General features: G+C 73.3%; 20 protein-coding genes. 3 read left to right on the top strand and 17 right to left on the bottom strand.

Annotated elements, in window-relative coordinates; all coding sequences use genetic code 11:
- Positions 1 to 120: 120 nt before the first annotated feature.
- From mutM to coaD, 5 genes are all read right to left on the bottom strand, one after another.
- The gene (gene mutM / locus KRH_RS05090; protein ID WP_012398116.1) at positions 121 to 1,050 is read right to left on the bottom strand and encodes a bifunctional DNA-formamidopyrimidine glycosylase/DNA-(apurinic or apyrimidinic site) lyase; all 930 of its coding nucleotides are present in this window, start codon (positions 1,048 to 1,050) and stop codon (positions 121 to 123) included.
- A gap of 7 nt (positions 1,051 to 1,057) precedes the next feature.
- Positions 1,058 to 1,762 carry a ribonuclease III gene (gene rnc / locus KRH_RS05085; protein ID WP_012398115.1) on the bottom strand — a complete coding sequence of 235 codons (705 nt, stop codon included), beginning with the start codon at positions 1,760 to 1,762 and terminating at the stop codon, positions 1,058 to 1,060.
- 1 nt (position 1,763) lies between these two features.
- Positions 1,764 to 1,967 carry a 50S ribosomal protein L32 gene (gene rpmF, locus KRH_RS05080; protein ID WP_012398114.1) on the bottom strand — a complete coding sequence of 68 codons (204 nt, stop codon included), beginning with the start codon at positions 1,965 to 1,967 and terminating at the stop codon, positions 1,764 to 1,766.
- A 2-nt stretch (positions 1,968 to 1,969) separates the two neighbouring features.
- Positions 1,970 to 2,560 (bottom strand): YceD family protein, encoded by a 591-nt coding sequence (locus KRH_RS05075; protein WP_012398113.1) that lies wholly within the window; start codon positions 2,558 to 2,560, stop codon positions 1,970 to 1,972.
- 173 nt (positions 2,561 to 2,733) lie between these two features.
- A complete protein-coding gene (gene coaD, locus KRH_RS05070) occupies positions 2,734 to 3,204 on the bottom strand; it encodes a pantetheine-phosphate adenylyltransferase (protein ID WP_012398112.1) in 471 nt (156 codons plus the stop codon).
- 112 nt (positions 3,205 to 3,316) lie between these two features.
- On the opposite strand from coaD, the gene KRH_RS05065 reads away from it, so the two are divergent.
- Positions 3,317 to 4,558, top strand: a complete 1,242-nt coding sequence (locus tag KRH_RS05065) for an aminotransferase class I/II-fold pyridoxal phosphate-dependent enzyme (protein WP_050738041.1) — start codon at positions 3,317 to 3,319, stop codon at positions 4,556 to 4,558.
- A gap of 196 nt (positions 4,559 to 4,754) precedes the next feature.
- Here KRH_RS05065 and KRH_RS05060 read toward each other — a convergent pair whose 3' ends face one another.
- Genes KRH_RS05060 through thiL form a run of 4 tightly spaced genes read right to left on the bottom strand, consistent with a single transcriptional unit; the run spans position 4,755 to position 9,691 of the window.
- The gene (locus tag KRH_RS05060; RefSeq protein WP_012398110.1) at positions 4,755 to 5,387 is read right to left on the bottom strand and encodes an RsmD family RNA methyltransferase; all 633 of its coding nucleotides are present in this window, start codon (positions 5,385 to 5,387) and stop codon (positions 4,755 to 4,757) included.
- A complete protein-coding gene (locus KRH_RS05055; RefSeq protein WP_012398109.1) occupies positions 5,384 to 7,645 on the bottom strand; it encodes an ATP-dependent DNA helicase RecG in 2,262 nt (753 codons plus the stop codon). Before KRH_RS05055 ends, KRH_RS05060 begins: the two co-directional genes overlap by 4 nt.
- On the bottom strand, positions 7,642 to 8,589 hold the full coding sequence (locus KRH_RS05050) for a DAK2 domain-containing protein (RefSeq protein WP_012398108.1): 948 nt from the start codon (positions 8,587 to 8,589) through the stop codon (positions 7,642 to 7,644). The genes KRH_RS05055 and KRH_RS05050 overlap by 4 nt, the downstream gene beginning before the upstream one ends.
- On the bottom strand, positions 8,579 to 9,691 hold the full coding sequence (thiL, locus tag KRH_RS05045; RefSeq protein WP_012398107.1) for a thiamine-phosphate kinase: 1,113 nt from the start codon (positions 9,689 to 9,691) through the stop codon (positions 8,579 to 8,581). The genes KRH_RS05050 and thiL overlap by 11 nt, the downstream gene beginning before the upstream one ends.
- A gap of 84 nt (positions 9,692 to 9,775) precedes the next feature.
- On the opposite strand from thiL, the gene KRH_RS05040 reads away from it, so the two are divergent.
- Complete coding sequence (locus KRH_RS05040) at positions 9,776 to 10,396, top strand: DUF3515 family protein (protein WP_226905892.1); 621 nt, start codon at positions 9,776 to 9,778, stop codon at positions 10,394 to 10,396.
- A 91-nt stretch (positions 10,397 to 10,487) separates the two neighbouring features.
- On the opposite strand, the gene KRH_RS05035 is transcribed toward KRH_RS05040, so the two are convergent.
- The 6 genes from KRH_RS05035 to leuC all read right to left on the bottom strand — a co-directional run bounded on the left by KRH_RS05035 (position 10,488) and on the right by leuC (position 17,201).
- Positions 10,488 to 11,639 carry a D-alanine--D-alanine ligase family protein gene (locus KRH_RS05035; protein ID WP_012398105.1) on the bottom strand — a complete coding sequence of 384 codons (1,152 nt, stop codon included), beginning with the start codon at positions 11,637 to 11,639 and terminating at the stop codon, positions 10,488 to 10,490.
- Positions 11,636 to 12,706 (bottom strand): NAD(P)H-dependent glycerol-3-phosphate dehydrogenase, encoded by a 1,071-nt coding sequence (locus KRH_RS05030; RefSeq protein ID WP_012398104.1) that lies wholly within the window; start codon positions 12,704 to 12,706, stop codon positions 11,636 to 11,638. The genes KRH_RS05035 and KRH_RS05030 overlap by 4 nt, the downstream gene beginning before the upstream one ends.
- Positions 12,703 to 13,509, bottom strand: a complete 807-nt coding sequence (locus tag KRH_RS05025) for a lysophospholipid acyltransferase family protein (RefSeq protein WP_012398103.1) — start codon at positions 13,507 to 13,509, stop codon at positions 12,703 to 12,705. Before KRH_RS05025 ends, KRH_RS05030 begins: the two co-directional genes overlap by 4 nt.
- 115 nt (positions 13,510 to 13,624) lie before the next feature.
- Positions 13,625 to 14,944: a UDP-N-acetylglucosamine 1-carboxyvinyltransferase gene (murA, locus tag KRH_RS05020; RefSeq protein WP_012398102.1), complete on the bottom strand. Its 1,320-nt coding sequence runs from the start codon at positions 14,942 to 14,944 to the stop codon at positions 13,625 to 13,627.
- 97 nt (positions 14,945 to 15,041) lie between these two features.
- Positions 15,042 to 15,641, bottom strand: a complete 600-nt coding sequence (gene leuD, locus KRH_RS05015; protein ID WP_012398101.1) for a 3-isopropylmalate dehydratase small subunit — start codon at positions 15,639 to 15,641, stop codon at positions 15,042 to 15,044.
- A gap of 123 nt (positions 15,642 to 15,764) precedes the next feature.
- Entirely contained in the window at positions 15,765 to 17,201 is a 1,437-nt protein-coding gene (leuC, locus tag KRH_RS05010) for a 3-isopropylmalate dehydratase large subunit (RefSeq protein WP_012398100.1), read from the bottom strand.
- A 151-nt stretch (positions 17,202 to 17,352) separates the two neighbouring features.
- Here leuC and KRH_RS05005 point away from each other — a divergent pair, with 151 nt between their 5' ends.
- Positions 17,353 to 18,165, top strand: coding sequence for an IclR family transcriptional regulator (locus KRH_RS05005; protein ID WP_012398099.1), 813 nt, complete (start codon positions 17,353 to 17,355; stop codon positions 18,163 to 18,165).
- A gap of 27 nt (positions 18,166 to 18,192) precedes the next feature.
- Here KRH_RS05005 and KRH_RS12775 read toward each other — a convergent pair whose 3' ends face one another.
- Positions 18,193 to 19,857 carry a GTPase gene (locus KRH_RS12775; RefSeq protein ID WP_012398098.1) on the bottom strand — a complete coding sequence of 555 codons (1,665 nt, stop codon included), beginning with the start codon at positions 19,855 to 19,857 and terminating at the stop codon, positions 18,193 to 18,195.
- Positions 19,854 to 21,608, bottom strand: a complete 1,755-nt coding sequence (locus tag KRH_RS04995) for a dynamin family protein (RefSeq protein ID WP_012398097.1) — start codon at positions 21,606 to 21,608, stop codon at positions 19,854 to 19,856. The genes KRH_RS12775 and KRH_RS04995 overlap by 4 nt, the downstream gene beginning before the upstream one ends.
- Positions 21,609 to 21,807 lie beyond the last annotated feature (199 nt).

Below are 21,807 nucleotides of genomic sequence, written 5' to 3'. Positions count from 1 at the left end.
GAACCGTTTTGACGGGCCATGGCACCGCGCCCGTGGACAGCGCGGGCAACTGCGGCATGAGCGGCTCGCCGAGGAGTCCCGCTCGATCAGGGGTGAGCGGGTGCTCATGGGTGGGCCTCCTCAGACCCGCGCCCGCCGCGGCTTCCTCTGGCACCGCGAGCACCGGTACGAGGAACGGTTCGCGAACTGCTCGCGCACGATCACACCGTCCAGGCCCGCAGCCTCGCAGCGCGGGCACGGCTGCCCGGCCCGGCCGTAGGCGTTGAGCGAGCGCGAGAAGTACCCGGACTCCCCGTTCACGTTGACGTACAGCGAGTCGAAGCTCGTGCCGCCCGCCTCCAGAGCGCGGCGCATGACCTCCTGGCACGCCGCCACCAGCTCGCGGGTGCGGGGCGCGGTCATCGTCTCGGTGGGTGCGGCCCAGTGCAGCTTGGCGGCCCACAGGGCCTCGTCCGCGTAGATGTTGCCGATCCCCGAGATCAGCCCCTGGTCCAGCAGCGCACGCTTCAGGCCCGTGCGGCGTCGGCGCAGGGCGGTGTGGAAGGCGTCCACGTCGAAGAGCGGGTCCAGGGGGTCGCGCGCGATGTGCGCGGCGTGCTCCGGCACCGTGCCGTGACCGTCCGTGCTGGGCGCGAGCGGGTCGAGCAGCATGCCGCCGAAGATCCGCTGGTCCACGAACCGGGCCTGCTCCGGGAGGGCGGCACCGGCGTCGTCGTGGGCCGGAGAAAGCGCGAGGCGGATGCGCTCGTGGCGCGGCTGCGGCTGGTCCGCGGAGGCCACCAGGAGTTGACCGCTCATGCCCAGGTGCACGAGCAGCGCCTGGGACGGCTTGCTACCGGTGCGCTCGCGCAGCGGGAGCCACAGGAACTTGCCGCGCCGCTGCGCGGACTCCACGGTCAGCCCGGCCAGGCGCTCCTGGAAGTCCAGGACACCGGCCGTGTGACGGCGCAGGGACCGGGCGTCGAAGACCTGCACGGACTCGACGGTGCGGCCCACGACCCAGCGTTCGACGCCGCGGCGGACCACCTCGACCTCGGGGAGCTCGGGCACCGTGCGTTCAGCCCTTCGCGGGGAATCGCGCGGCCAGCGCCTCGCACGCGTTGGCGGCGGCGGCGCGTTCGGCGGCCTTCTTGGAGGTGCCCTCCCCGTGGCCGAGCACGTTCCCGTCCACCACGGCGTCCGCGGTGAAGTGGCGTTCGTGGTCGGGGCCGGTGCCCTCCACCTCGTAGCGCACCGTGCCCAGACCGTGCTGGGCCACGAGCTCCACGATGTGCGTCTTCCAGTCCCGGCCCTCGTGCAGCACGCGGGTGTCCTCGAGCAGCGGGACCATCATCCGCAGCACCAGGTCACGGGCGGGCACGGGCCCCAGGGACTCGTACACGGCGCCGATCACGGCCTCCGTGGTGTCCGCGAGGATCGAGGCCTTGTCGCTGCCGTGGGTGCGGACCTCGCCCTTGCCCAGGCGGATGTGCGGACCCAGGCCCAGGGAACGGGCCACACCGGCCAGCGCGCGGGCGGAGACCACCGAGGCGCGCAGCTTGGCCAGGCGCCCCTCGTCCCACTCCGGGTAGCGGTGGTAGATCTCGTCCGTGACCGCGAGCTGCAGCACGGCGTCCCCCAAGAACTCCAGGCGCTCGTTGTGCACCTCCCCCGGGTGCTCGTACGCGTAGGAGCGGTGCGTCAGCGCAATGCGAAGCGTCTCGGTGTCGAGATCGACACCGAGACGCTCAAGCAGTTCGCCGGGATCCGGCAAAGCGGTCACCTTACGCGTCAGCGACCTTGCGGCCCTTGTACTCGTAGAACAAGGGGGTGCCGGCGGAATCGGAGACCAGCTTGGCCTGGTGCGGCAGGCTGTAGCTGACCTTGCCGTTCTCCACGGTCTTCACCAGTTTGGGGGCCTGAGCCTTCCACTGGGACCGGCGCATCCGGGTATTCGCACGGGACATTTTCCGCTTGGGAACAGCCACGGCTATCTCTCTTCTCTCGTGTCGGTTGTCGGCTCCGACGGTTCAGGGTCCTCCGAGTCGGTCAGCAGCCCTGCGAGGGCGGACCAGCGGGGATCCTTCACGTCGTGGTGGTGGTTCGGGTCGTTCTCGAGCCGTGCGCCGCACTGGGCGCACAGGCCCGGGCAGTCGGCCCGGCACACCGGTTGGAACGGCAGCTGTGTGATCACTGCGTCCCGAAGCATCGGTTCGAGGTCGATCTCCTCGTCCCGCACCTCATACACTTGCTCGTCCTCGACGTTCTCGTCGCCCTGCGGGGACGGTTCGAAGACGAAAAGCTCCTGCACGTCGACCGGTAGTTCGTAGTCGATGGGATCGAGGCATCTGCTGCACTCCCCGTGAACACTGACGATCACGGTTCCGGAGACCAGGATACCGTCGTGGACGGATTCCAGGCGCAGCTGCAGCTCCATGGGCGCGCCCTCGGGCGAACCGATGAGCGCCGTACCGAAGTCCTTCGGTGCGGGTGCCTCGACCTCCAGGGTGTCCATGGTCCCCGGGCGGTGTTGCAGCTCCCTGACGCTGTACGCGAGGGCTGAACTGTTGCGGTGATTCACGGAACTCCTGGCTAACGACACTGGCCGACAGAACATCCTAGCACGCGGCGGCCTCGGGGATCATCCCGGTGCCCTGCCGCGCGCGGGCCGGGCACGGCGTCGTCGTCCGCGCATCCACCCCGGCAACGACGCCGCCGGGGGCCTCTCGCAGGCCCCGCGCACGGTGCGGCGCGTCACTCGTCCTCGAGGGCGCGCAGCACCTCGGGCGGCACGAAGGACGTGACGTCCCCGCCGAGGGCGGCGACCTCCATGACCAGGGACGAGGACACGTGCAGCAGCGAGGGCTCCCCGGGCAGGAACACGGTCTCCACACCGGTCAACGAGCGGTTCATGGTGGCCATGGGCAGCTCGTAGTCGTAGTCCGCGCCGTTGCGCAGGCCCTTGACCAGCGCCACGGCCCCGCGACGCTCGGCGTAGTCGGCGATCAGCCCGGACTCCAGCGGTTCCACGACCACGGCGGGATCGTCCGCGAAGACCTCCCGGACCAGCTCGATCCGCTGCGCCTCGCTGAAGCGGTGGGTCTTGTTCGGGTTGGTGGACACCGCCACCACCACCTCGTCGAACAGCAGCGTGGCACGGCGGATGACCGCGCAGTGACCGAGGTGCAGGGGGTCGAAGGAACCCGGGCAGATGGCGCGTCGCATGGGCCCACCCTAGCGGCCCCTGACCTCCCGTGGGGCCCGCTCCTGAGGCCACGGGAGGGTGCGCTCCGCCCGGACCGGGATGCCGCGGGGCCGGAGTTCCTAGACTGGGTCCATGACATCCGCAGCTGAGAACATCTCCTCCCCCACGTCCACGGCCCGCGCGCCCTGGCAGCGCATGGCCGCCGGCGGAGGGCTGCTGGACGCCGCCGGGGGCCTGCGCTCCACGGTGTTCGAGGAGATGACGGGCCTGGCCCGGCGCACCGGGTCCGTGAACCTGGGCCAGGGTTTCCCGGACTTCGACCCGCCGCAGCCGATGCTCGACGCCGCGGCGGCCGCCCTGCACGCCGGTCACCACCAGTACGCCCCCATCATCGGGGTCCCCGCCCTCCGGGAGGCGATCGCCGCGCACCAGGGCACCCACTACGGTCTGGACCTGGACCCGGACACGGACGTGCTCGTGTGCGCCGGGGCCACCGAGGGCGTCACGGCGGCCCTGCTGTCCCTGCTGCAGCCCGGCGACGAGGTGGTGCTGTTCGAACCGCGCTACGACCTCTACGGTGCTGTCGTGGAGTTCGCGGGCGCCACCGCGGTCCCCGTGCCGCTGCTGCCGCCCACGTTCACACCGGACCCCGATGACGTGCGCGCGGCGTTCTCCCCGCGCACCCGCGCCGTGGTGCTCAACGACCCCCACAACCCCACGGGCACGGTGGCCTCCCGGGAGTTCAAGGAGCTCCTCGTGGAGCTCGCCACCGAGTTCGACGCCGTGGTCATCACCGACGAGGTCTACGAGCACCTGCGCTTCGACGGCCCCCACCGGCCGCTGAGCACCCTCCCCGGCGCGGCGTCCCGCACGCTGAGCGTGTCCTCGGCGGGCAAGACGTTCTCCGCCACGGGGTGGCGCGTGGGCTGGGTGACCGGACCGCGCGAGCGGCTGCGCGGCGTCGTGGCCGTGAAGACCTACCTCTCCCACAGTGCGGCGGCCCCGCTGCAGCACGCGGTTGCCGAGGCCCTCGCGCTGCCTCCGCAGTTCTTCGAGGGCCTGCGGGAGGACTACCGCGAGCGCCGGGACGTGGTGGTGTCCGGGCTGAGCGCCGCGGGCCTCACCCCACCCGAGCCGCGGGGCACGTTCTTCGCCGTGGCGGAGGTGAGCGACCACTACCCCCTGGCCGGTGTCAGTGACGCCGCGGGGCTCGCCCAGCACTGGGCGGAGCACGCCGGCGTGGTGGGCATTCCGGTCTCCGCGTTCGCCGGCCCCGCGAACCAGGCGCTGTACGCGGACTGGCTGCGGCTCGCATTCTGCAAGCGCACGGACGTGCTGCGCGCGGCAATGGCGGGGCTGGTCGCGGCCGTCTGACGCCCGCCGGGCCCTGGGCGGGGGCGTGGGTCTAGGCCCCACAGCAGCCGGGGCAGCACGCGCCAGATCGAGCGTGAGCACCGCGGCGCTCCGCCCGGCGATGCCTGCAGCCTCGGGAGACGGTCCCGCAGTGCGCACCCCAAGGTTGGAGCGGAGCCCCGGTCGTGGGCGGCAGTGCCTGTCCGTCGGCGGCCCGTCAGCCGCGCGCGGCCTCGTCCTCCGCCCCGTCTTCCGTGGTCGTCGTGGCCGACTCCGGGGCCGATTCCTCGTCCGCCTCCAGGTACCAGATGACGGTCTCCCCGTGCGCGCTGCTCTCGAAACGCCGCAGGCCCCGCGGCCACACCGGCTCCTCGGTGCGCGCGGAACGCTCGACCGCGACCACCCCGCCCGGGCCCAGCCGTCCCCTGAGCAGGGACAGCATCCGCACGAGCTCCTCGTTCTCCAGGGGGTACGGCGGATCCGCGAGCACGAGGTCCCAGCGGTGGAACGGGGCCCGGCCCAGGTAGCCCGCGACACCGGCGTGCACGGTGGTGATCTTCGTCCCGGGGCACGACGCCGCCAGCAGCGCCGCGTTCTCCCGGCACACCCTGGCCGCGGCCCCGGCCTTCTCCACGAGCGTGACCGTGGCGGCTCCCCGGCTGGCGGCCTCCAGACCGAGGGCCCCGGAGCCGGCGAAGAGGTCCAGCACGCGGGCGTCCTCGCACATCCCCCACGCGTCGAGCCGCCCGAACAGGGACTCCTTGACGCGGTCCGTGGTGGGCCGGGTGGCCGAGCCCGGCACGGCCTTGAGGTGCTGTCCTCCGGCGCGGCCGGCAATGATGCGTGTCATCCTCGCTCCAGAAATGCTTGTCGGTCCTCGTCCAGCACACGCCCGATGCTCTCCCGCAGCACGGGGTGGTCCGTGAGCTGCGGGTCCTCGCGGACCACGGCCTCCGCGGCGGCCCGGGCGCGGGCCACGAGGGCCTCGTCCCGCAGGGCACCCACCCAGCGCAGCCCGGAGCGGCCACCGGACTGCGAGGCCCCGAGGATGTCCCCCTCCTTGCGCAGCTTCAGGTCCGCCTCCGCGAGCTCGAAGCCGTCCGTGGTGGCGGCCACCGCGTCCAGGCGGGCCCGGGCGGGGTGCTCCGACGCCACGCGGGTGACCAGCAGGCACGTGCTCGCGTGCTCACTACGCCCGATCCGGCCGCGCAGCTGGTGGAGCTGGGAGATCCCGAACCGCTCGGGGTCCACGACCACCATGAGCGTGGCATTGGGCACGTCCACGCCCACCTCCACCACGGTGGTGGACACGAGCACGTCGATCTCCCCGGCGTCGAACGCCGCCATGGTCTCGGCCTTGGTCCCGGCGTCCTGGCGCCCGTGCAGCACCGCGGTCCCCGCGGAGCGCAGCTCGGGCTGGGCCGCCACGAGCTCCGTGAGCCACGTGACGGTGGCGGGTTCCGGCTCCTCCGGCTGGGCCTCCAGGGAGGCGCACAGGGACGTGAAGGGCGGCAGGGCGGCGTCGTCGCCGATCTTGGGGGCCACCACGTAGACCTGCCGCCCGGCGGCGACGTGCTCCGCCGCGAGCGTCCAGACCCGGCGTTCCCACGAGGGCCCGTGCTCCGCGAGGCCCACCACATGCGTGGCGATGGGGCGGCGACCCCCGGGCAGCTCGCGCAGGGTGGACACGTCCAGGTCCCCGAACACGGTCATGGCCACGGTGCGCGGAATGGGGGTGGCGGTCATCACGAGCGTGTGCGGGGCGCTGCCGGCCTTGCCCCGCAGGGCGTCTCGTTGCTCCACGCCGAAGCGGTGCTGCTCGTCCACCACAGCCAGCCCGAGGTCCGCGAACTGCACCGTCTCCTGGATCAGGGCATGGGTGCCCACCACGATCCCGGAGGCCCCGCTCGCGATGTCCAGCAGGGCCTTGCGTCGGGCGGGCACGGACATGCTGCCCGTGAGCAGGGTGACGCCGGTGGCACGAGGGTCCCCGCCGAGCACCCCGGGTTCGGCGAGGGGCCCGAGCGCGGAGGTGATCTTCTCGTAGTGCTGGGTGGCGAGCACCTCGGTGGGAGCGAGCATCGCGGCCTGACCGCCGTTGTCGACCACCTGCAGCATCGCCCGCAGGGCCACCACCGTCTTGCCGGACCCCACGTCACCCTGCAGCAGCCGGTTCATGGGGGCGGTTCCGGCGAGCTCGGAGGAGATCTGCACCCCCACCTCGCGCTGCCCGGGGGTGAGCTCGAACGGCAGGGACGCGTCGAAGCTCGCGAGCACGCCGTCCGCGCACGGAGGGCGCGGATCCGCGGGATGGCTCGCGTGCTCCGCACGGCGGCGCACGAGCTCGGTCTGCAGCACGAAGGCCTCCTGGAAGCGGAACCGCCGCTGCGCCCGCTCGTAGGCCTCGACCGTCTCGGGCAGGTGCAGGTCCCGGTAGGCCCGGCCCAGGGGCGGCAGGTCCTCCGCCTCGCGCAGCTGCGGGGAGAGCGGGTCCTCGAGCCCGTCCAGGTCCACGGTGAGCAGCAGCTGCTGCACGGCCTTGCCGATCCGCGGCGTGGTGAGCTTGCCGGCCTCCGGGTACACCGGGATGGGCAGCAGCTCACCGCTCTCGGACGTGGACCCCGCCACGGCGTCGGGGGTGTCCACGGGGGCGTAGTCCGCGCCCGTCATGGACAGCTCGCCCCGGTAGAACTCGGGCTTGCCCGTGAACAGGGCCAGGGACCCCACCGGGAGGTCCTTCTGCGCCGAGTAGGCGTTGAAGAAGGTGATCTTCAGCTGCGCCCCGGAGTCGTCCGCGACCACCACGTCCGTGAGGCTGCGCCGGGGGTCGCTGCGCATCCGGCGGGTGCTGGAGGACTCCACCCGGGCCACGAACGAGGTCCGCTCCCCCGCCACGAGCTCCGTGAGCGCCTGGATCCGGCCCCGGTGGATGTAGCGCCGCGGCGCGTGGTCCAGCAGCTGGCCCACGGTGGTGATCCCGAGGTCCTTGGCGAGCAGGGCCACGGTGGAGCGCGGGGAGGTGCCCGGGATCCAGCGCGTGAGCGGCTGGTCCAGGAGCCCGGCGAAGGCCGGCAGCCCCGCCTCCCCGGCAGCGCTCGCGCAGCTCACCGGGGCTCCGCCGTGAGGGTGGTGACCGTGACGTTGCGGGCCGACCCGCGGGCGCGCATCAGCTCGAGGGCCGTCTCCGGGTCCGCCACGTGCACGTGCACCCGCCACGTGTAGCCGACCTCGTGCTCGCCCACCGCGCTGACGATCACACTGTGCCCGGCGTCGTCGAGCTCGTGGCGCAGCTCCGCGGCGTCCAGGGCGGAGAGGTCCATGGTGCCCATCACCTCGTAGCCCTCCTGGGGGGCGGAGGCCGTGGCCGAGCGGGGGTGGGTGTGGTCCCGGATGATCTCCGCCACGGGATCTGCGCCCGAGTCCTCCCCGCCCAGTTCGCGCCGCATGGCCGTGAGGATGATGAGCATCCCCAGGGCCCCGGAGTCCACCGTGCCGCGCTCGGTGAGCACGGGCAGCTGGGAGACCGTGTGGACCACGGCGCGGGCGGTGGCGGTGACCATGTCCTCCAGCCACTGCGCCAGCTGCTGGTTGGAGCCGTCCGCGGAGGTCTCGGGCACGGGAACCTCGCCCGCGGCCTCGAGCACCGAGATCATGGTGCCGGGCACGGGCTCGGTCAGCGCGGAGGAGCACCTGACCCGGGCGGCCGTGAAACCGTCCCTGAGCTGCTCCGCGGTGAGCCGGGAGCTGCCCTCCACGGCGCCGCCCAGCGCGGTGAGCGTGAGCGCGGCGAGCATCCCGGAGTTGCCGCGGGCCTCCTCGAGCGCGGCCTGACCCGCGTAGAGCAGCAGCTCCCCGACGTCCCGGCCCTCGATCAGGTGCCCGGCCTGCGCGGCGCAGCCCAGGGTGGTGGTGAGGTTGGCCCCGGTGTCCGCGTCCGCCACGGGGAACACGTTGAGGTTGTCCAGCACGTCCGTGTGGCGGCGCAGGTCCCGGTGCGCGGCGTCGAGCCACGCACGCACCTCGGTGGTTGAGGAGCCGGGCTTATGGCTCAAAGTGATCCCATCCTTCAACGACGTCGCGTCCGAACCACTGCGCGGGGCTCCGCCCGGCAACGGTCACGGCGGGTCCGGAGGCCGCGTCCCGGGGCTGCTCGCCCCGGTGCCCGCCGCTGCCGTGCGGTGCCCCCGGGGGGCCGGCGGGCGCACACGAGCCTATCGCACGGACCCCGGGAGGCAGCCGGGAATCCACAGGCAGCACCGCGAGCAGGCCGTGGTCCTCCCCGCCCGTGAGCACCCACTGCCACGGGTCCGTCCCGGCGGCGTCCGCGGCCCGTGCCAGCCGTGCGACGTCGGGTGCCAGGGCGTCCGGGTCGAGGTCGATGCGCACACCGCTGGCGCGGGCGATCCGGCGGGCGTCCCGCAGCAGGCCGTCCGAGACGTCGAGCATGGCCGTGGCCCCCGCGCGGGCAAGAGCGGGCCCTGCGGGAACGGGGGGTTGCGGACGCAGCTGCGCCTCCACCAGCATGCGTCGTTCGGGGCCGGTGAGGGCGCCCGACGCCTCCGGGACGGCCCCCTCGAGGACGGCGAGACCGGCCGCGGCGAGGCCCAGCACCCCGGCGTGCACGAGCACGCCCCCGGCTCCGGCCCCGCTGCGCAGCACGGGCGCTGTCTCGCAGCGCCCCAGCACGGTGGCCGTGATGGACAGCTCCGCACCCCGGCCGAGGTCCCCGCCCACGAGCGCGCACTCCCAGGCTCCCAGGGACTCGAAGGCCCGCGAGAGACCCCGCGCGAAGTCGGTGACCCAGGCCACCGGGGTGTCTCCGGGCATGGTGAGGGACACGACCACGGCGGTGGGAACGGCCCCCATGGCCGCGACGTCCGCGAGGTTCTGGGCCGCGCACTTGTGACCCAGGTCCGCACCGGTGGTGCGCACACCGTCCGGCCACACCGCCCGGAAGTCCTGGTCCACGGTGAGCGTGTCGGTGGTCACCACCACGCGCCCCCCGGGTGTGTCGACCACCGCGCAGTCGTCCCCCGGCCCGACCGCCACGTGCGGACCCTCGGTGGTCGCCACCGGGAGGAACGCCTCCAGCAATCTGCCCTCACCCACCTGGGACACCGTGGGGCCCGGATCTCCCGCGTGCTCGTGCGTCATGGCTGCACCATAACCACCCGTTCCGACGCGCACACGCACCCCGATCCCACCGTGGCGACAGGCGCGGTCAACTATCCTGGGGCCATGCTCATCCCGCCCCCGCACACCGTCCCGTCCGCCGCGCCCACCGTCTCCGAGGAGGCGCCGCACCCGTCGACGGCTGGGCGACGAGGGGGCGTGTCGCGCATGGCCGGGCGGGCGGCGTCGTCCTCCCGGGCACGACGCCGCCTGGCCGCGGGCGGGGCGGCCCTCACGAGCGCGCTCGTGCTCACGGGGTGCGGGTCCGCCGTGGCCGTGGACGGCGCGCCGGACGGGGCCAACCCGGACTGTGCGCCCGTGATGCTGGCCATGCCCGCGGACGTCAGTGGGATGGCGCAGCGGGAGACCTCGAGCCAGGGCACCACCGCGTACGGGGACCCCTCGGCCATGATCGTGCGCTGCGGCGTGGCCGAACCGGGGCCCACCACGCAGCCGTGCACCGACGTCAACGGGGTGGACTGGCTGATCTCCGAGGTCCCGGACCAGAAGAACCAGTGGCGTGCCGTGACCTACGGCCGCTCCCCCGCCGTGGAGGTGCTCTTCGACGGGGACCGTGTGCCGTCCTCCACCGCGCTGGTGGACACCGGATCGGCCGTGCAGAACATCGCCCAGACCCGCCAGTGCGAGTCCGTCAAGGACACCCTGGACCAGCAGGGCCGCTCCTGAGCCCTAGCCTGGTACGCCGTTGCGCTCGCGGCGCACGGCGCCCGCGCGGACCGACATGCGCCGGCCCAGGTCCCCCGACCGGGGGCGCGGCTCAGCGCAGGCCCACGGGCCGTTCGAGCGCGAGGGTGATGAGCTCGTCGATCAGCGCGCTGTAGTCGATCCCGGACGCCGCCCACATGCGGGGGTACATGGAGATCGGGGTGAACCCGGGCATGGTGTTGATCTCGTTGATGAGCACCCGCTCGTCCGCAGTGACGAAGAAGTCGCAGCGGGAGAGCCCCTCGCCGTCCACGGCGTGGAATGCGCGCACGGCGTCCCGGCGCAGCGTGTCGATCACGTGCTCCGGCAGCCGCGCCGGGCACGAGAGCGTGGCGCCGTCGGACTCCACGTACTTGGCCTCGAAGTCGTACAGGGCGTGGCCGTGCACCTCGATCTCCCCGGGCAGGGACGCCCGTGCCTCGTCCGTGCCGTGCCCGCCCAGCACGGCGCACTCGATCTCCCGCCCGTCGATGCCGGCCTCGACCACGAGCTTGAGGTCGTGCTCGCGCGCGGTGGCGATCGCGGCGTCGAGCTGGGAGGGCTCGTCCACGCGGGTGATGCCGAAGGAGGAGCCCGCACGCGCGGGCTTGACGAACACCGGGAAGCCCAGCTCAGCGACGGCCTCGCGCACACCCAGCGGGTCGGTGCGCCACGTGCGGTCGTGCACCACGGTGTACGGGCCCACCTCCAGCCCAGCGGCCTGGAATGCGAGCTTCATGAAGTGCTTGTCCATCCCGATCGCGGACGCGGCCACACCGCAGCCCACGTAGGGCAGGTCCGCGAGCTCGAGCATGCCCTGCAGGGTGCCGTCCTCGCCGAACGGCCCGTGCAGCAGGGGGAACACGGCGTCGATGTGGCGCCCGCGGGACAGCGGGGCCCCGTGCTCGGAGGTGTCGTGGATCAGCAGCCGGCTGTCCCCGGTCTGCAGCGGCAGACTCACGCGGTGGACGCCCACGGGCAGCTGCGCCATGGGCTGATCGTCCAGCAGCGCCTCGAGCTCCTCCTGGGAGCACAGGAACCACGCACCGTCCGTGGAGATCCCCACGCTCACCACGTCCCAGCGGTCCCGGTCGATCGCGCGCAGCACGGACCGGGCTGTGATGAGCGAGATGGAGTGCTCGGACGAGCGGCCGCCGAAGACCACCGCGATGCAGGGCTTGTCGCCCTCAGCCGTGGCCTCCGGGGTCTCGTGGGTGGTGCTCATGCGTGGTTCCCTTCGGATTTCAGGTCTCGACCCAGCAGTCGGGGGGCGAGTTCGTGCACGGGGGCCTCACCCCGCAGCACCCCCACCACGGCCTCCGTGATGGGCATGTCCACGCCGTGGCGCCGCGCGAGCTCCAGCACGGCCGGGGCGGACTTGATGCCCTCGGCGGTCTGGGTCATGGCGTCCTGCACCTGCGCGAGGGTCAGGCCCGAACCCAGGAGCCTACCGGCCGTGTGGTTGCGCGAGAGGGAGGACGAGCACGTGGCCACGAGGTCCCCCATGCCGGAGAGCCCGGACAGCGTGGCGGTGCTCCCGCCCAGGGCGAGGGCGAGCCGGGTGGTCTCCGCGAGCCCGCGGGTCATCACGGAGGCCTTGGAGTTGTCCCCGTAGCCGCGGCCGTCGCAGATGCCCACGCACAGGGCGATCACGTTCTTCACGAGACCGCCGATCTCCGTGCCCACCACGTCGGTGTTGGTGTACGGCCGGAAGTAGGGTGCGGCGCAGCAGCGGGCCACCCACGCCGCGGTCCCGTGCTCCGGGGCGGCCACCACGGAGGCCGTGGGCTCCTCCCGGGCGATCTCCATGGCCAGGTTGGGCCCGGAGAGCACACCCGTGCGCCGCGCCCACTCCTGCTCGGGGACGCCCGTGACCTCCGCGAGCACCTCGGCAACCACCTGGGTCATCCGCAGCCCGGTGCTGGACTCCAGCCCCTTGGCCAGGGACAGCACCACGGCGTCCGGGGCCACGTGGGGTGCCGCGAGCTCGAGCTGCGCGCGCAGCGACTGCGCGGGTATCGCGGCGACCACGAGCTCGGCGCCGTGCAGGGCGTCCGGCAGCTCGCTCGAGTACGTCAGGGCCGCGGGCAGCTCGATCCCGGGCACGTAGCGCTCGTTGCGCCGCTCGCGCGCCATGCCCGCCATGGCCTCCGGGTTGCGGCCCCACAGGCACACGGTGCGTTCGGCACCGGCGTCCACTGCGGCGTCGGCGAGCACCTTGGCGAACGTGGTGCCCCACGAGCCGGCGCCCAGCACCGTGATCTTCGCCGGGCCCCGTCCGGGGGCGCTCACGGCGCCACGCTTCCGCCGGCGTCCCCGAGATCCTCCGCGGGTGCGTCCTCCCCGGTCGACGACGACGCCGCACGCCGCCCCCGCGGGTCCATCAGCTCCCGGGGTGCGGGCTCGCCGCGCAGCTCACCCAGCAGGCCCGCGACCGCGTCCATGATCGCGGAGGTGGCGAGCGCGAGCTCCTCCGACGAGGGGTGGCCCGGGTGGCGCAGCCCGCCGGGCACGAGGTCCTCGGCGTCCAGCGGCGCCCCGATGATCCCGTGCACCCGCTTGGGCGGGAAGAGGTCCACGGTGCGCTTGCCCTGCGGATCCCGGTAGAGGATCTCCTGGTCGCCCCAGTGGGCCACGGGCACCACGGGCACCCCGGCCTGGAGTGCGAGCCGGGCGGCCCCCGTGCGTCCGCGCATGGGCCACATCCGCGGATCCCGGGTGATGGTGCCCTCGGGGTAGACGATGATCGCCCCGCCGCTGCGCAGCTCCTCGAACGCGGCGGTCAAGGAGTCCTTGGCGCGCGAGGTGCCCCGGTAGACGGGCACCTGGCCGATCCGGCGCAGCAGCGCCCCGAGCACGGGCACGCGGAACAGCGACTCCTTGGCCAGGAAGCGCGGCATGACCCCGGCCTTGTACACCGGGTAGGCCACCGTGATGGGGTCGATCTCCGTGAGGTGGTTGGCCACCACCACGAAGCCCCCCGAGGCCGGGACGTTCTCGGTCCCGCGCCACCGCGGCGTCGCGAGACACCGGTAGACGGGGATCACCATGGCGGCGATCACGCGGAACGTGGATCGCTGGGAGGTCCTGCTCATGCGGACAACCACTCCTCGGGCGACGGTTCGCGGACACGGCGGGACGCCCACGCGCGGGGGACGACCCGTGGGAGGGCCCGCGGTGCGCGGGCCCGGGAACGGGTGGGGGCGGGACTCACCGCTCGGCGACGTCGAAGGTCGCGCCCAGCCCGCTCAGCTTGTCCGTGAAGTGCTCGTAGCCGCGCTTGATGAGCTCCACACCGGTCACGGTGGACACGCCCTCCGCGGAGAGCGCGGCGATCAGGTGGGAGAAGCCGCCGCGCAGGTCCGGGATGTTGATGTCCGCGGCGTGCAGCGGGGTGGGCCCGGAGATCACGGCGGAGTGCAGGAAGTTGCGCTGCCCGAAGCGGCACGGCACGGAGCCCAGGCACTCGCGGTGCACCTGGATCACCGCACCCATCCGATTCAGGGCACGGGTGAAGCCGAAGCGGTTCTCGTACACGGTCTCGTGCACGATCGACACGCCCTTGGCCTGGGTCAGCACCACCACCAGGGGCTGCTGCCAGTCGGTCATGAACCCGGGGTGCACGTCCGTCTCCACGATCAGCGGGTTGAGGTCCCCACCGGGGTGGAAGAAGCGGATGCCGTCCTCCCGGATGTCCAGACCGCCGCCCACCTTGCGGAAGGTGTTGAGGAAGGTCATCATGTCCGCCTGCCTGGCGCCGGCCACGAAGATGTCGCCGCCGGTGGCCAGGGCCGCCGAGCCCCACGAGGCCGCCTCCATGCGGTCCGGCAGGGCGCGGTGCACGTAGCCCTGCAGCTCGGGAACGCCCTCGATGCGGATCACGCGGTCCGTCTGCACCGTGATGAGCGCACCCATCTTCTGCAGGATGGCGATCAGGTCCATGATCTCGGGCTCGGTGGCCGCCCCGCGCAGCTCGGTGTGGCCCTCGGCGCGCGTGGCGGTGAGCAGCACCTGCTCGGTGGCGCCCACGGACGGGTACGGGAGGTCGATCTTGGCGCCCTGCAGCCCGTGCGGGGCGCTCATGCGGATCCCGGACTCGAGCTTCTCCACCTTGGCGCCGAAGTTGCGCAGCACCTCCAGGTGGTAGTTGATGGGGCGGTCGCCGATCCGGCAACCTCCGAGGTCGGGGATGAACGCCTCGCCCAGGGCGTGCAGCAGCGGACCGCACAGCAGGATGGGGATCCTCGAGTCACCGGCGTGGGCGTCGATGTCCGCGTGGCGGGCCCGCGTGACGTTGGTGGGGTCCAACGTGAGCTCGCCCAGGGCGTCGTCCCGGGTGACCTCCACACCGTGCAGCGCCAGGAGGTCCGTGACCACCTTGACGTCTTTGATCTCCGGCACGTTGCCGAGCGTGGACGCGGTGGAGCCGAGCAGCGCGGCGACCATGGCCTTGGGGACGAGGTTCTTGGCGCCGCGTACCGTCACCTGACCCGACAGCGGAACTCCGCCGGTGATGCGCAAAGAAGTCATGACCTACCGATCTGGGGGAAGTGAGCTCCCGCGCGCGGAACACGCACGGGACCTCGACATTCTACCGGCCCCCACGGGTGCACGGTCCAGCCGCCGCTCAGGATCGTGCGGGAAGGGTCGTGGGCTTGAACGACGGGCGAGCCCCCTCGTACGCCTCGATGTCCTCCTCGTGCTGCAGGGTCAGCCCGATGTCGTCCAGGCCCTCCATGAGGCGCCAGCGGGTGTAGTCGTCGATCTGGAACGGGACGCCGACACCCCCGCAGGCCACGGTGCGGGACTCGAGGTCAACCTCCAGTTCCACGCCCGGCTGCTCCTCCATGAGCTTCCACAGCAGCTCCACGTCGGACTGCTCCACCTGGGCGGCCAGCAGCCCCTGCTTGCCCGAGTTGCCGCGGAAGATGTCCGCGAAGCGCGAGGAGATCACCACGCGGAAACCGTAGTCCCGCAGGGCCCACACGGCGTGCTCGCGGGAGGAGCCGGTGCCGAAGTCGGAGCCGGCCACCAGCACCGAGGCGCCCTCGTACTCGGGGCGGTTGAGCACGAACTCCGGGTCCCTGCGCCAGCCCGCGAACAGGGCGTCGTCGAAGCCGGTCTTGGTGATCCTCTTGAGGTAGACGGCCGGGATGATCTGGTCGGTGTCCACGTTGGACTGCTTCAGGGGTGCGCCCACTCCGCAGTGGGTCGAGAACTTCTCCATGCTGGGTCCTTTCGGGTGCGCGCGAGCGTGCGCGCGGGGGTGCTGGCGGGGTGCGCGTCGACCGGGTGCGGTGACACGCTGCGGCGGCCGTGCGGCGGCGTCGGCGGTGCCGTGCGCGCCGGCTCAGGCCACCGGGTCGAGGTCGGAGGGGGCGCTCAGCGTGCCGCGCACCGCCGTGGCGGCGGCGACCACCGGGGACACCAGGTGGGTGCGCCCGCCCTTGCCCTGGCGGCCCTCGAAGTTGCGGTTGGACGTGGAGGCGCAGCGCTCCCCCGGTGCGAGCTGGTCCGGGTTCATCCCCAGGCACATCGAGCAGCCCGCGAAGCGCCAGTCCGCGCCGAACTCGCGGAACACCCGGTCCAGCCCCTCGGCCTCGGCCTGCAGCCGCACCTTGGCGGAGCCCGGGACCACCATCATGCGCACGGTCTCCGCCTTGGAACGGCCCTTGAGGATCTCGGCCGCGGCCCGCAGGTCCTCGATCCGCGAGTTGGTGCACGAGCCCAGGAACACGGTGTCCACGGGGATCTGCTTCATGGGGGTCCCCGCCTGCAGCCCCATGTAGCTCAGGGCCCGCCGGGCGGCGTCCTTGGCGTCGTCGTCCCCGGCGTCCTCGGGGTCGGGGACGGCCCGGGACAGCGGCACGCCCTGACCCGGGTTGGTTCCCCACGTGACGAACGGCTCGAGCTTGTCCGCGTCGATGACCACCTCGCGGTCGAACTGCGCGCCCTCGTCCGTGCGCAGCCCGCGCCAGTACTCCACGGCGACGTCCCACTCCTCGCCCTGCGGCGCGTGGGGGCGGCCCTGCACGTAGTCGAACGTGGTCTGGTCCGGGGCGATCATCCCGGCGCGGGCACCGGCCTCGATGGACATGTTGCACATGGTCATCCGTGCCTCCATCGACAGCGAGCGGATGGCCGAGCCCCGGTACTCCAGCACGTAGCCCTGCCCCCCGCCCGTGCCGATCTTGGCGATCACGGCCAGGATGATGTCCTTGGAGCTCACCCCCGGCTTGAGGGTGCCCTCCACCGTGATGGCCATGGTCTTGAACGGGGCCAGCGGCAGCGTCTGGGTGGCCATCACGTGCTCCACCTCGGAGGTGCCGATGCCGAACGCGAGCGCCCCGAACGCGCCGTGCGTGGAGGTGTGGGAGTCACCGCACACCACGGTCATCCCGGGCTGGGTCAGCCCCAACTGGGGGCCCACCACGTGCACGATGCCCTGCTCGGCGTCACCGAGGGAGTGCAGCCGCACGCCGAACTCCTCGCAGTTGCGGCGCAGCGTCTCGATCTGCTTGCGGGAGGTCTCGTCCGCGATGGTGGAGAAGATGTCCTCCGTGGGGGTGTTGTGGTCCTCCGTGGCGATCGTGAGGTCCGTGCGGCGCAGTCCGCGCCCGGCCAGGCGCAGCCCCTCGAACGCCTGGGGGCTGGTGACCTCGTGGAGCAGGTGGAGGTCGATGTAGAGCAGGTCCGGGTGTACGCCCTCGCCGCGGCGGACCAGGTGGTCGTCCCACACCTTCTGCGCGAGCGTGCGCGGTGCGGCCGTCTGCGTGGTGGTGCTCATCTCATAACTCCTGCTCGTGCATGGCTGCCCTGCCGAGGGCGAGGTGGGTCCGCGGGGTGCGCGGGCTCGTGAGGACCATCGTCACGAGTGCGCAGCGCGTGCGCCACCCCGAGGACTTGCTTCTCGCATTTTGAGACTGCAGTATCAAAGCATGGACACGACGCATGCGATCGACCCGACCGGTGCCCCCCTGGGCTCGCCCCTGGGCGGCCACGGCACCGGCTCACGGCTCAGCGAGAAGTCCTCGCACTCCTCCTCCGGGGTGGGGGTGATCGACAAGGCCTCCCTGATCCTGGACGCCCTCGAGGCCGGTCCGGCCTCCCTCGCGGACCTCGTGGACGCCACGGGCCTGTCCCGGCCCACCGCGCACCGCCTCGCCGTGGCGCTGGCCCACCACCGTTTCGTGGGCCGGGACGTGCAGGGCCGCTTCGTGCTGGGCTCCCGCCTGGTGGAGCTCGCCTCCGCCGCGGGCGAGGACCGCCTGATCTCGGCCGCCGCGCCCGTGCTGCTGCAGCTGCGGGACAGCACGGGCGAGTCCTCCCAGGTGTTCCGGCGGCAGGGCGAGTGGCGCGTGTGCGTGGCCTCGGCCGAGCGCCCCATCGGGCTGCGGGACACCATCCCCGTGGGCACGCAGCTGTCCATGAAGGCAGGCTCGGCGGCGCAGGTGCTCGTGGCGTGGGAGGACCACGCGCGGCTGATCGAGGGACTGCAGCACGCCCGGTTCTCGGCCACCACGCTCGCCGGGGTCCGGCGCCGGGGCTGGGCCCAGTCGATCGGCGAGCGCGAGGCTGGCATCGCCTCGGTCTCCGCCCCGGTGCGGGGCCCGTCGGGGCGGGTGATCGCGGCGGTCTCGATCTCCGGGCCCATCGAGCGGCTGTCCAAGCAGCCCGGCCAGAAGCACGCGGACGTGGTGGTCCAGGCCGCGCGCCAGCTCACGGAGGCGGTGCGGGTCAGCGCCGCGTGAGCCCGCCGCCCGTCCCGCACGCCGCTCTCAGGCCACGGACGACGCCGCCCGCTCGAGCCCCGCGGTGAACTCCCGGTGGGCGGCGAGCTCGTGCTCCACCGGCACCTCGACCTCCGCGTGGGCGGTCTCCCGCACGGAGCGCAGCAGGCGGCGTCGTACCGTGCGCGCTCGCGCCCGGGAGGCCAGCGACGCGAGCACCGCGCCCGTGAGCGCCAGGAACAGGGCGAGCGCCACACCCGCCGCGACCATGAGCGTGGGCACGGGCAGCGGGAAGCCCTCCACCGTGGGGGGCGGCGGGAGCTGGAGCTGGAAGTAGTCGGCGAGGAACAGCCCCAGCAGCCACAGCAGACCCAGCACCGTGACGGCCATGGCCAGCCACTGCAGCACGTCCACGGCGATCCACCACCACGAGGCGCTGCGGGCCGAGAACCTGGTGCGAGCCACCGCCTGGTCCAGCGCATCGGGCAGGCGCTGCTCGTGGCGCCGCGCCGCACCGCGCACGCTGCGCCGCCACGGCTCCCCCGCACCGCGGGAGACCTCGTCCGCGAAACCCCGCACCGCGGAGTCCGCCGCGGCCTTCTGGGACGCGTTCATGGGCGGCAGGGACGTGCGGTGCACGCCCGGGTCCGCGAACTTGTCGTGGCTCTCGATGTGCAGCCGCTTGAGCGGGTCCTTGCGGAACCGGGAGAGCCAGCGGGTGGCGATCCACCCCGTGTGCCTGCCCGCGCGCAGCCGGTAGGAGCGCGCGGCGGCGTCGGCCACCATGTCGATGCCCGCGGCACGGGCGAGGCCCTCGGTGAGGCGCTCGCTCGCCGCCGGGTCGATCCCGTGCGGATCGCCCTCGCCCGCGGCGCGTGCCAGCTCCTCGGCCGCGTGGACCACGTCCGCCTCGAGCCGGGCTCCCGCGGCGGCGCGCCCGGCCGCGACCTCGTGGATCCGTCCCCGCAGCTCGGCCACCCCGTCCCCCGTGCGCGCGGAGACCGCCACCGGAGCGCTGGGGCCGGTCGCGGGCAGCCCGTCCTGGGCCAGCAGCTCGCGCAGCGATCCCAGCACGGAGGGGACGTCGGCCGGGGCGAGGCGGTCCGCCTGGTTGAGCACCACCATGGTCACGGCGCCGTGGCGAGACAGCGGCTGCACGAAGTCCTGGTGCAGCACCGCGTCCGCGTACTTCTGCGGGTCCACGACCCACACGACCACGTCCACGAGCCCCACCATGCGCTGGACGATGTCCCGGTGCTCGCGGGTCACGGAGTCGAAGTCCGGCAGGTCCAGCAGCACCAGACCGCCGGTGGCCGTCCCGGCACGGCGGCCGCGCCCGGTGGCCACGCTCAGCGCCGGGCCCACCACGTGGCGGTCCGCGACGTCCAGCCAGTCGAGCAGCGGGCGGCTGCCCTCGTCCCCCCACACGGCGGCCAGGGGCGAGGAGGTGGTGGGCCGCCGCACCGCGGTGCGGGCGAGATCCTGGCCCACCACGGCGTTGAAGAGGCTGGACTTGCCGGAGCCGGTGGCCCCGAAGAAGCCCACCACCGTGTGGTCCGCGGACAGGGCGCGGCGCTCCCCCGCGCGGTGCAGCACCTGGCGCGCCTGCTGGACCGCCGCGTCGTCCAGCCGGCCCTGCGCGATCTCGGTGGCCTGGGCGAGGCCGGTGATCCGTTCGGAGAGCGAGGCCGCGCCGCGCGCCCGGGGGCTCACAGGGCCTCACTCTCCCGGCGCACGCACTCGGCCGCGGAGCGCAGCTGCTCCGCGGAGGGGTGCTCACCGAGCTCGTCCACGGTGTCCAGGAACATCCGGGCCCGGCGCTCCAGCAGCGCGCGGATGCGGGTCTCGAGGTTGCCGCGCGCCTGCTCGCTCATGCGCCGCACGGCGTCCTCGCCGAACACCGCCTCGAGCAGCTTGGTGCCCAGCACCCCGGAGCCTCCCGCGATGCCCACCTCGAGCCCCGTGAGCCCGCCGGTGGTGGAGAACACGGCGATCATCAGGATCACCGCCAGCGCGTTGACGCCCAGGGACATCGCGCGGGCGCGCGTGCGCTTGCCGGCGCCCTCCTGCTGGATCATGAGCATCACGTCGGACTGCCACGCCCGGATGCTCTCCGCCACGTCCGCCGGGAACTCCGGCGGCAGTGCGGCCACGTCCCGGCCCGCGAGCAGCACCTGTCCCGCGGGCTCGTCCCGCCAGCGCCGCTCGGTGAGCTCCGCGGCCCGCGCCGTGCTCTCCACGATCACGGCCTGCAGGCCCGTCTCGATGGCCTCCTCCACGCGCACCTCGGGTGCGGGCCTGCCCGTGAAGAACGCGGTCATCCGGTCCCGGGCCCGGCCGATCCCGGCCTCGAGACCGCGAAAGAACTCGCCGGTGCCCACGAAGTCCTGCCAGCGGGCGAGGACCTCGCCGCGCAGCAGGGTGCCGTCGCGCGTGGAGTCGACCACCGCGCGCAGGGCCTCGTCGAAGGACGTGGTGACCTCCCGCCGCAGGTGATCCTCCGTGCGCTGCTGGGCGGCGGCCGCCTCGGCGGTGCGCTCGGTGACGTGCGCGAGCTCGCGCACCGCACCGCCCAGGGTGCGGGCGGCGATCTCCGAGCGGGCGTGCGCGTCCGCACCGAGCGTCGCGAGCCAGTCCCGCAGGGGTTCCACCGCGGCCCGCGGCAGCATGCCCAGCTCGTTGAGCGGGGACTCCTGGACCACGAAGACGGGCGCGTCTCCCAGACCCTCCGCGCCCAGCATGCGCCGCAGGTCCTCCTCGATCTCCGCCGCCGACGCCGCCTGGACCCGGTCCAGCACGACCGCCACGGTGATGTCGCGCCCCGCCGCGCTGCGCAGCAGCTGCCACGGCACGGCATCGGCGTAGCGGTTGGCCGTGGTCACGAACAGCCACAGGTCCGCGGCGGAGAGCAGCTGCGCCGCGAGCGCCCGGTTGTCGTCGGAGACGGAGTCGACGTCCGGGGCGTCCAGGATGGCGAGCCCCTCGGGGATGCTCTCGTCCCCCAGCAGCACGAGGGACCCGGTGTCCTCCACGGGACCCCCGCCGGGTGCGGTGCCCGCCGGCGTCTGTGCGGAGTCCGTCAGGGTGCCGCGGACGCGCGCGAGGTGCGGCAGCACGCGCTGCGTGGTGAACGCACCCGCGTCACGGGGGTGGTGGATCAGCAGCGGCCGGCGGGTGGTGGGGCGGATGGCGCCGGAACGGGTCACGGGGTGGCCCACCAGGGCGTTGACCAGCGTGGACTTGCCCGCGCCGGTGGAACCGCCCACCACGGCCAGCAGGGGCGCGTCCAGGGAGCGCACGCGCGGGAGCACGTAGTCCTCCAGCTGGGCCACCGCGCGTGCGGCGTCCTCGCGCTGCTGCGGTGCACTGGCCGTGGCCAGGGGCAGCGTGGTGGCCCGCAGCAGGTCCCGGGTGTCCTCGAGCGCGTCGAGCAGCGGCACGGTGGAAGGGGTCTCGGTGTTCACACGGTCATTGTGCCAGGGCTCACCCTCACTGGGTGTGCCGCGCGGTGTGCGCGCGACATCGGGCGGCCTGGGGGCCACGCGGTGCGGGTTCGAACAGCACGGGCCCGGGCGGTCCGGGCGCGTGCGGTCTGGGCGCGTGCGAAGTGGGCCCGCGCGGCGAGGATCCGGCGCGCTCGGGGCCCGACCATGTGAAAAACCC

It is taken from the genome of Kocuria rhizophila DC2201 (genome assembly GCF_000010285.1).
Taxonomy (GTDB): domain Bacteria; phylum Actinomycetota; class Actinomycetes; order Actinomycetales; family Micrococcaceae; genus Kocuria; species Kocuria rhizophila_A.
The sequence above is the reverse complement of the archived record's forward strand: the minus strand, read 5'-3'. Positions and strand labels throughout refer to the sequence as shown.

Excerpts from the sequence above, each read along its gene's own strand:
- coaD (WP_012398112.1), bottom strand. The coding sequence starts at position 3,204 with ATGCGACGCGCCATCTGCCCGGGTTCCTTCGACCCCCTGCACCTCGGT.
- KRH_RS05065 (WP_050738041.1), top strand. The coding sequence starts at position 3,317 with ATGACATCCGCAGCTGAGAACATCTCCTCCCCCACGTCCACGGCCCGC.
- KRH_RS05060 (WP_012398110.1), bottom strand. The coding sequence starts at position 5,387 with ATGACACGCATCATTGCCGGCCGCGCCGGAGGACAGCACCTCAAGGCC.
- thiL (WP_012398107.1), bottom strand. The coding sequence starts at position 9,691 with ATGACGCACGAGCACGCGGGAGATCCGGGCCCCACGGTGTCCCAGGTG.
- KRH_RS05040 (WP_226905892.1), top strand. The coding sequence starts at position 9,776 with ATGCTCATCCCGCCCCCGCACACCGTCCCGTCCGCCGCGCCCACCGTC.
- KRH_RS05035 (WP_012398105.1), bottom strand. The coding sequence starts at position 11,639 with ATGAGCACCACCCACGAGACCCCGGAGGCCACGGCTGAGGGCGACAAG.
- KRH_RS05025 (WP_012398103.1), bottom strand. The coding sequence starts at position 13,509 with ATGAGCAGGACCTCCCAGCGATCCACGTTCCGCGTGATCGCCGCCATG.
- murA (WP_012398102.1), bottom strand. The coding sequence starts at position 14,944 with ATGACTTCTTTGCGCATCACCGGCGGAGTTCCGCTGTCGGGTCAGGTG.
- leuD (WP_012398101.1), bottom strand. The coding sequence starts at position 15,641 with ATGGAGAAGTTCTCGACCCACTGCGGAGTGGGCGCACCCCTGAAGCAG.
- leuC (WP_012398100.1), bottom strand. The coding sequence starts at position 17,201 with ATGAGCACCACCACGCAGACGGCCGCACCGCGCACGCTCGCGCAGAAG.
- KRH_RS05005 (WP_012398099.1), top strand. The coding sequence starts at position 17,353 with ATGGACACGACGCATGCGATCGACCCGACCGGTGCCCCCCTGGGCTCG.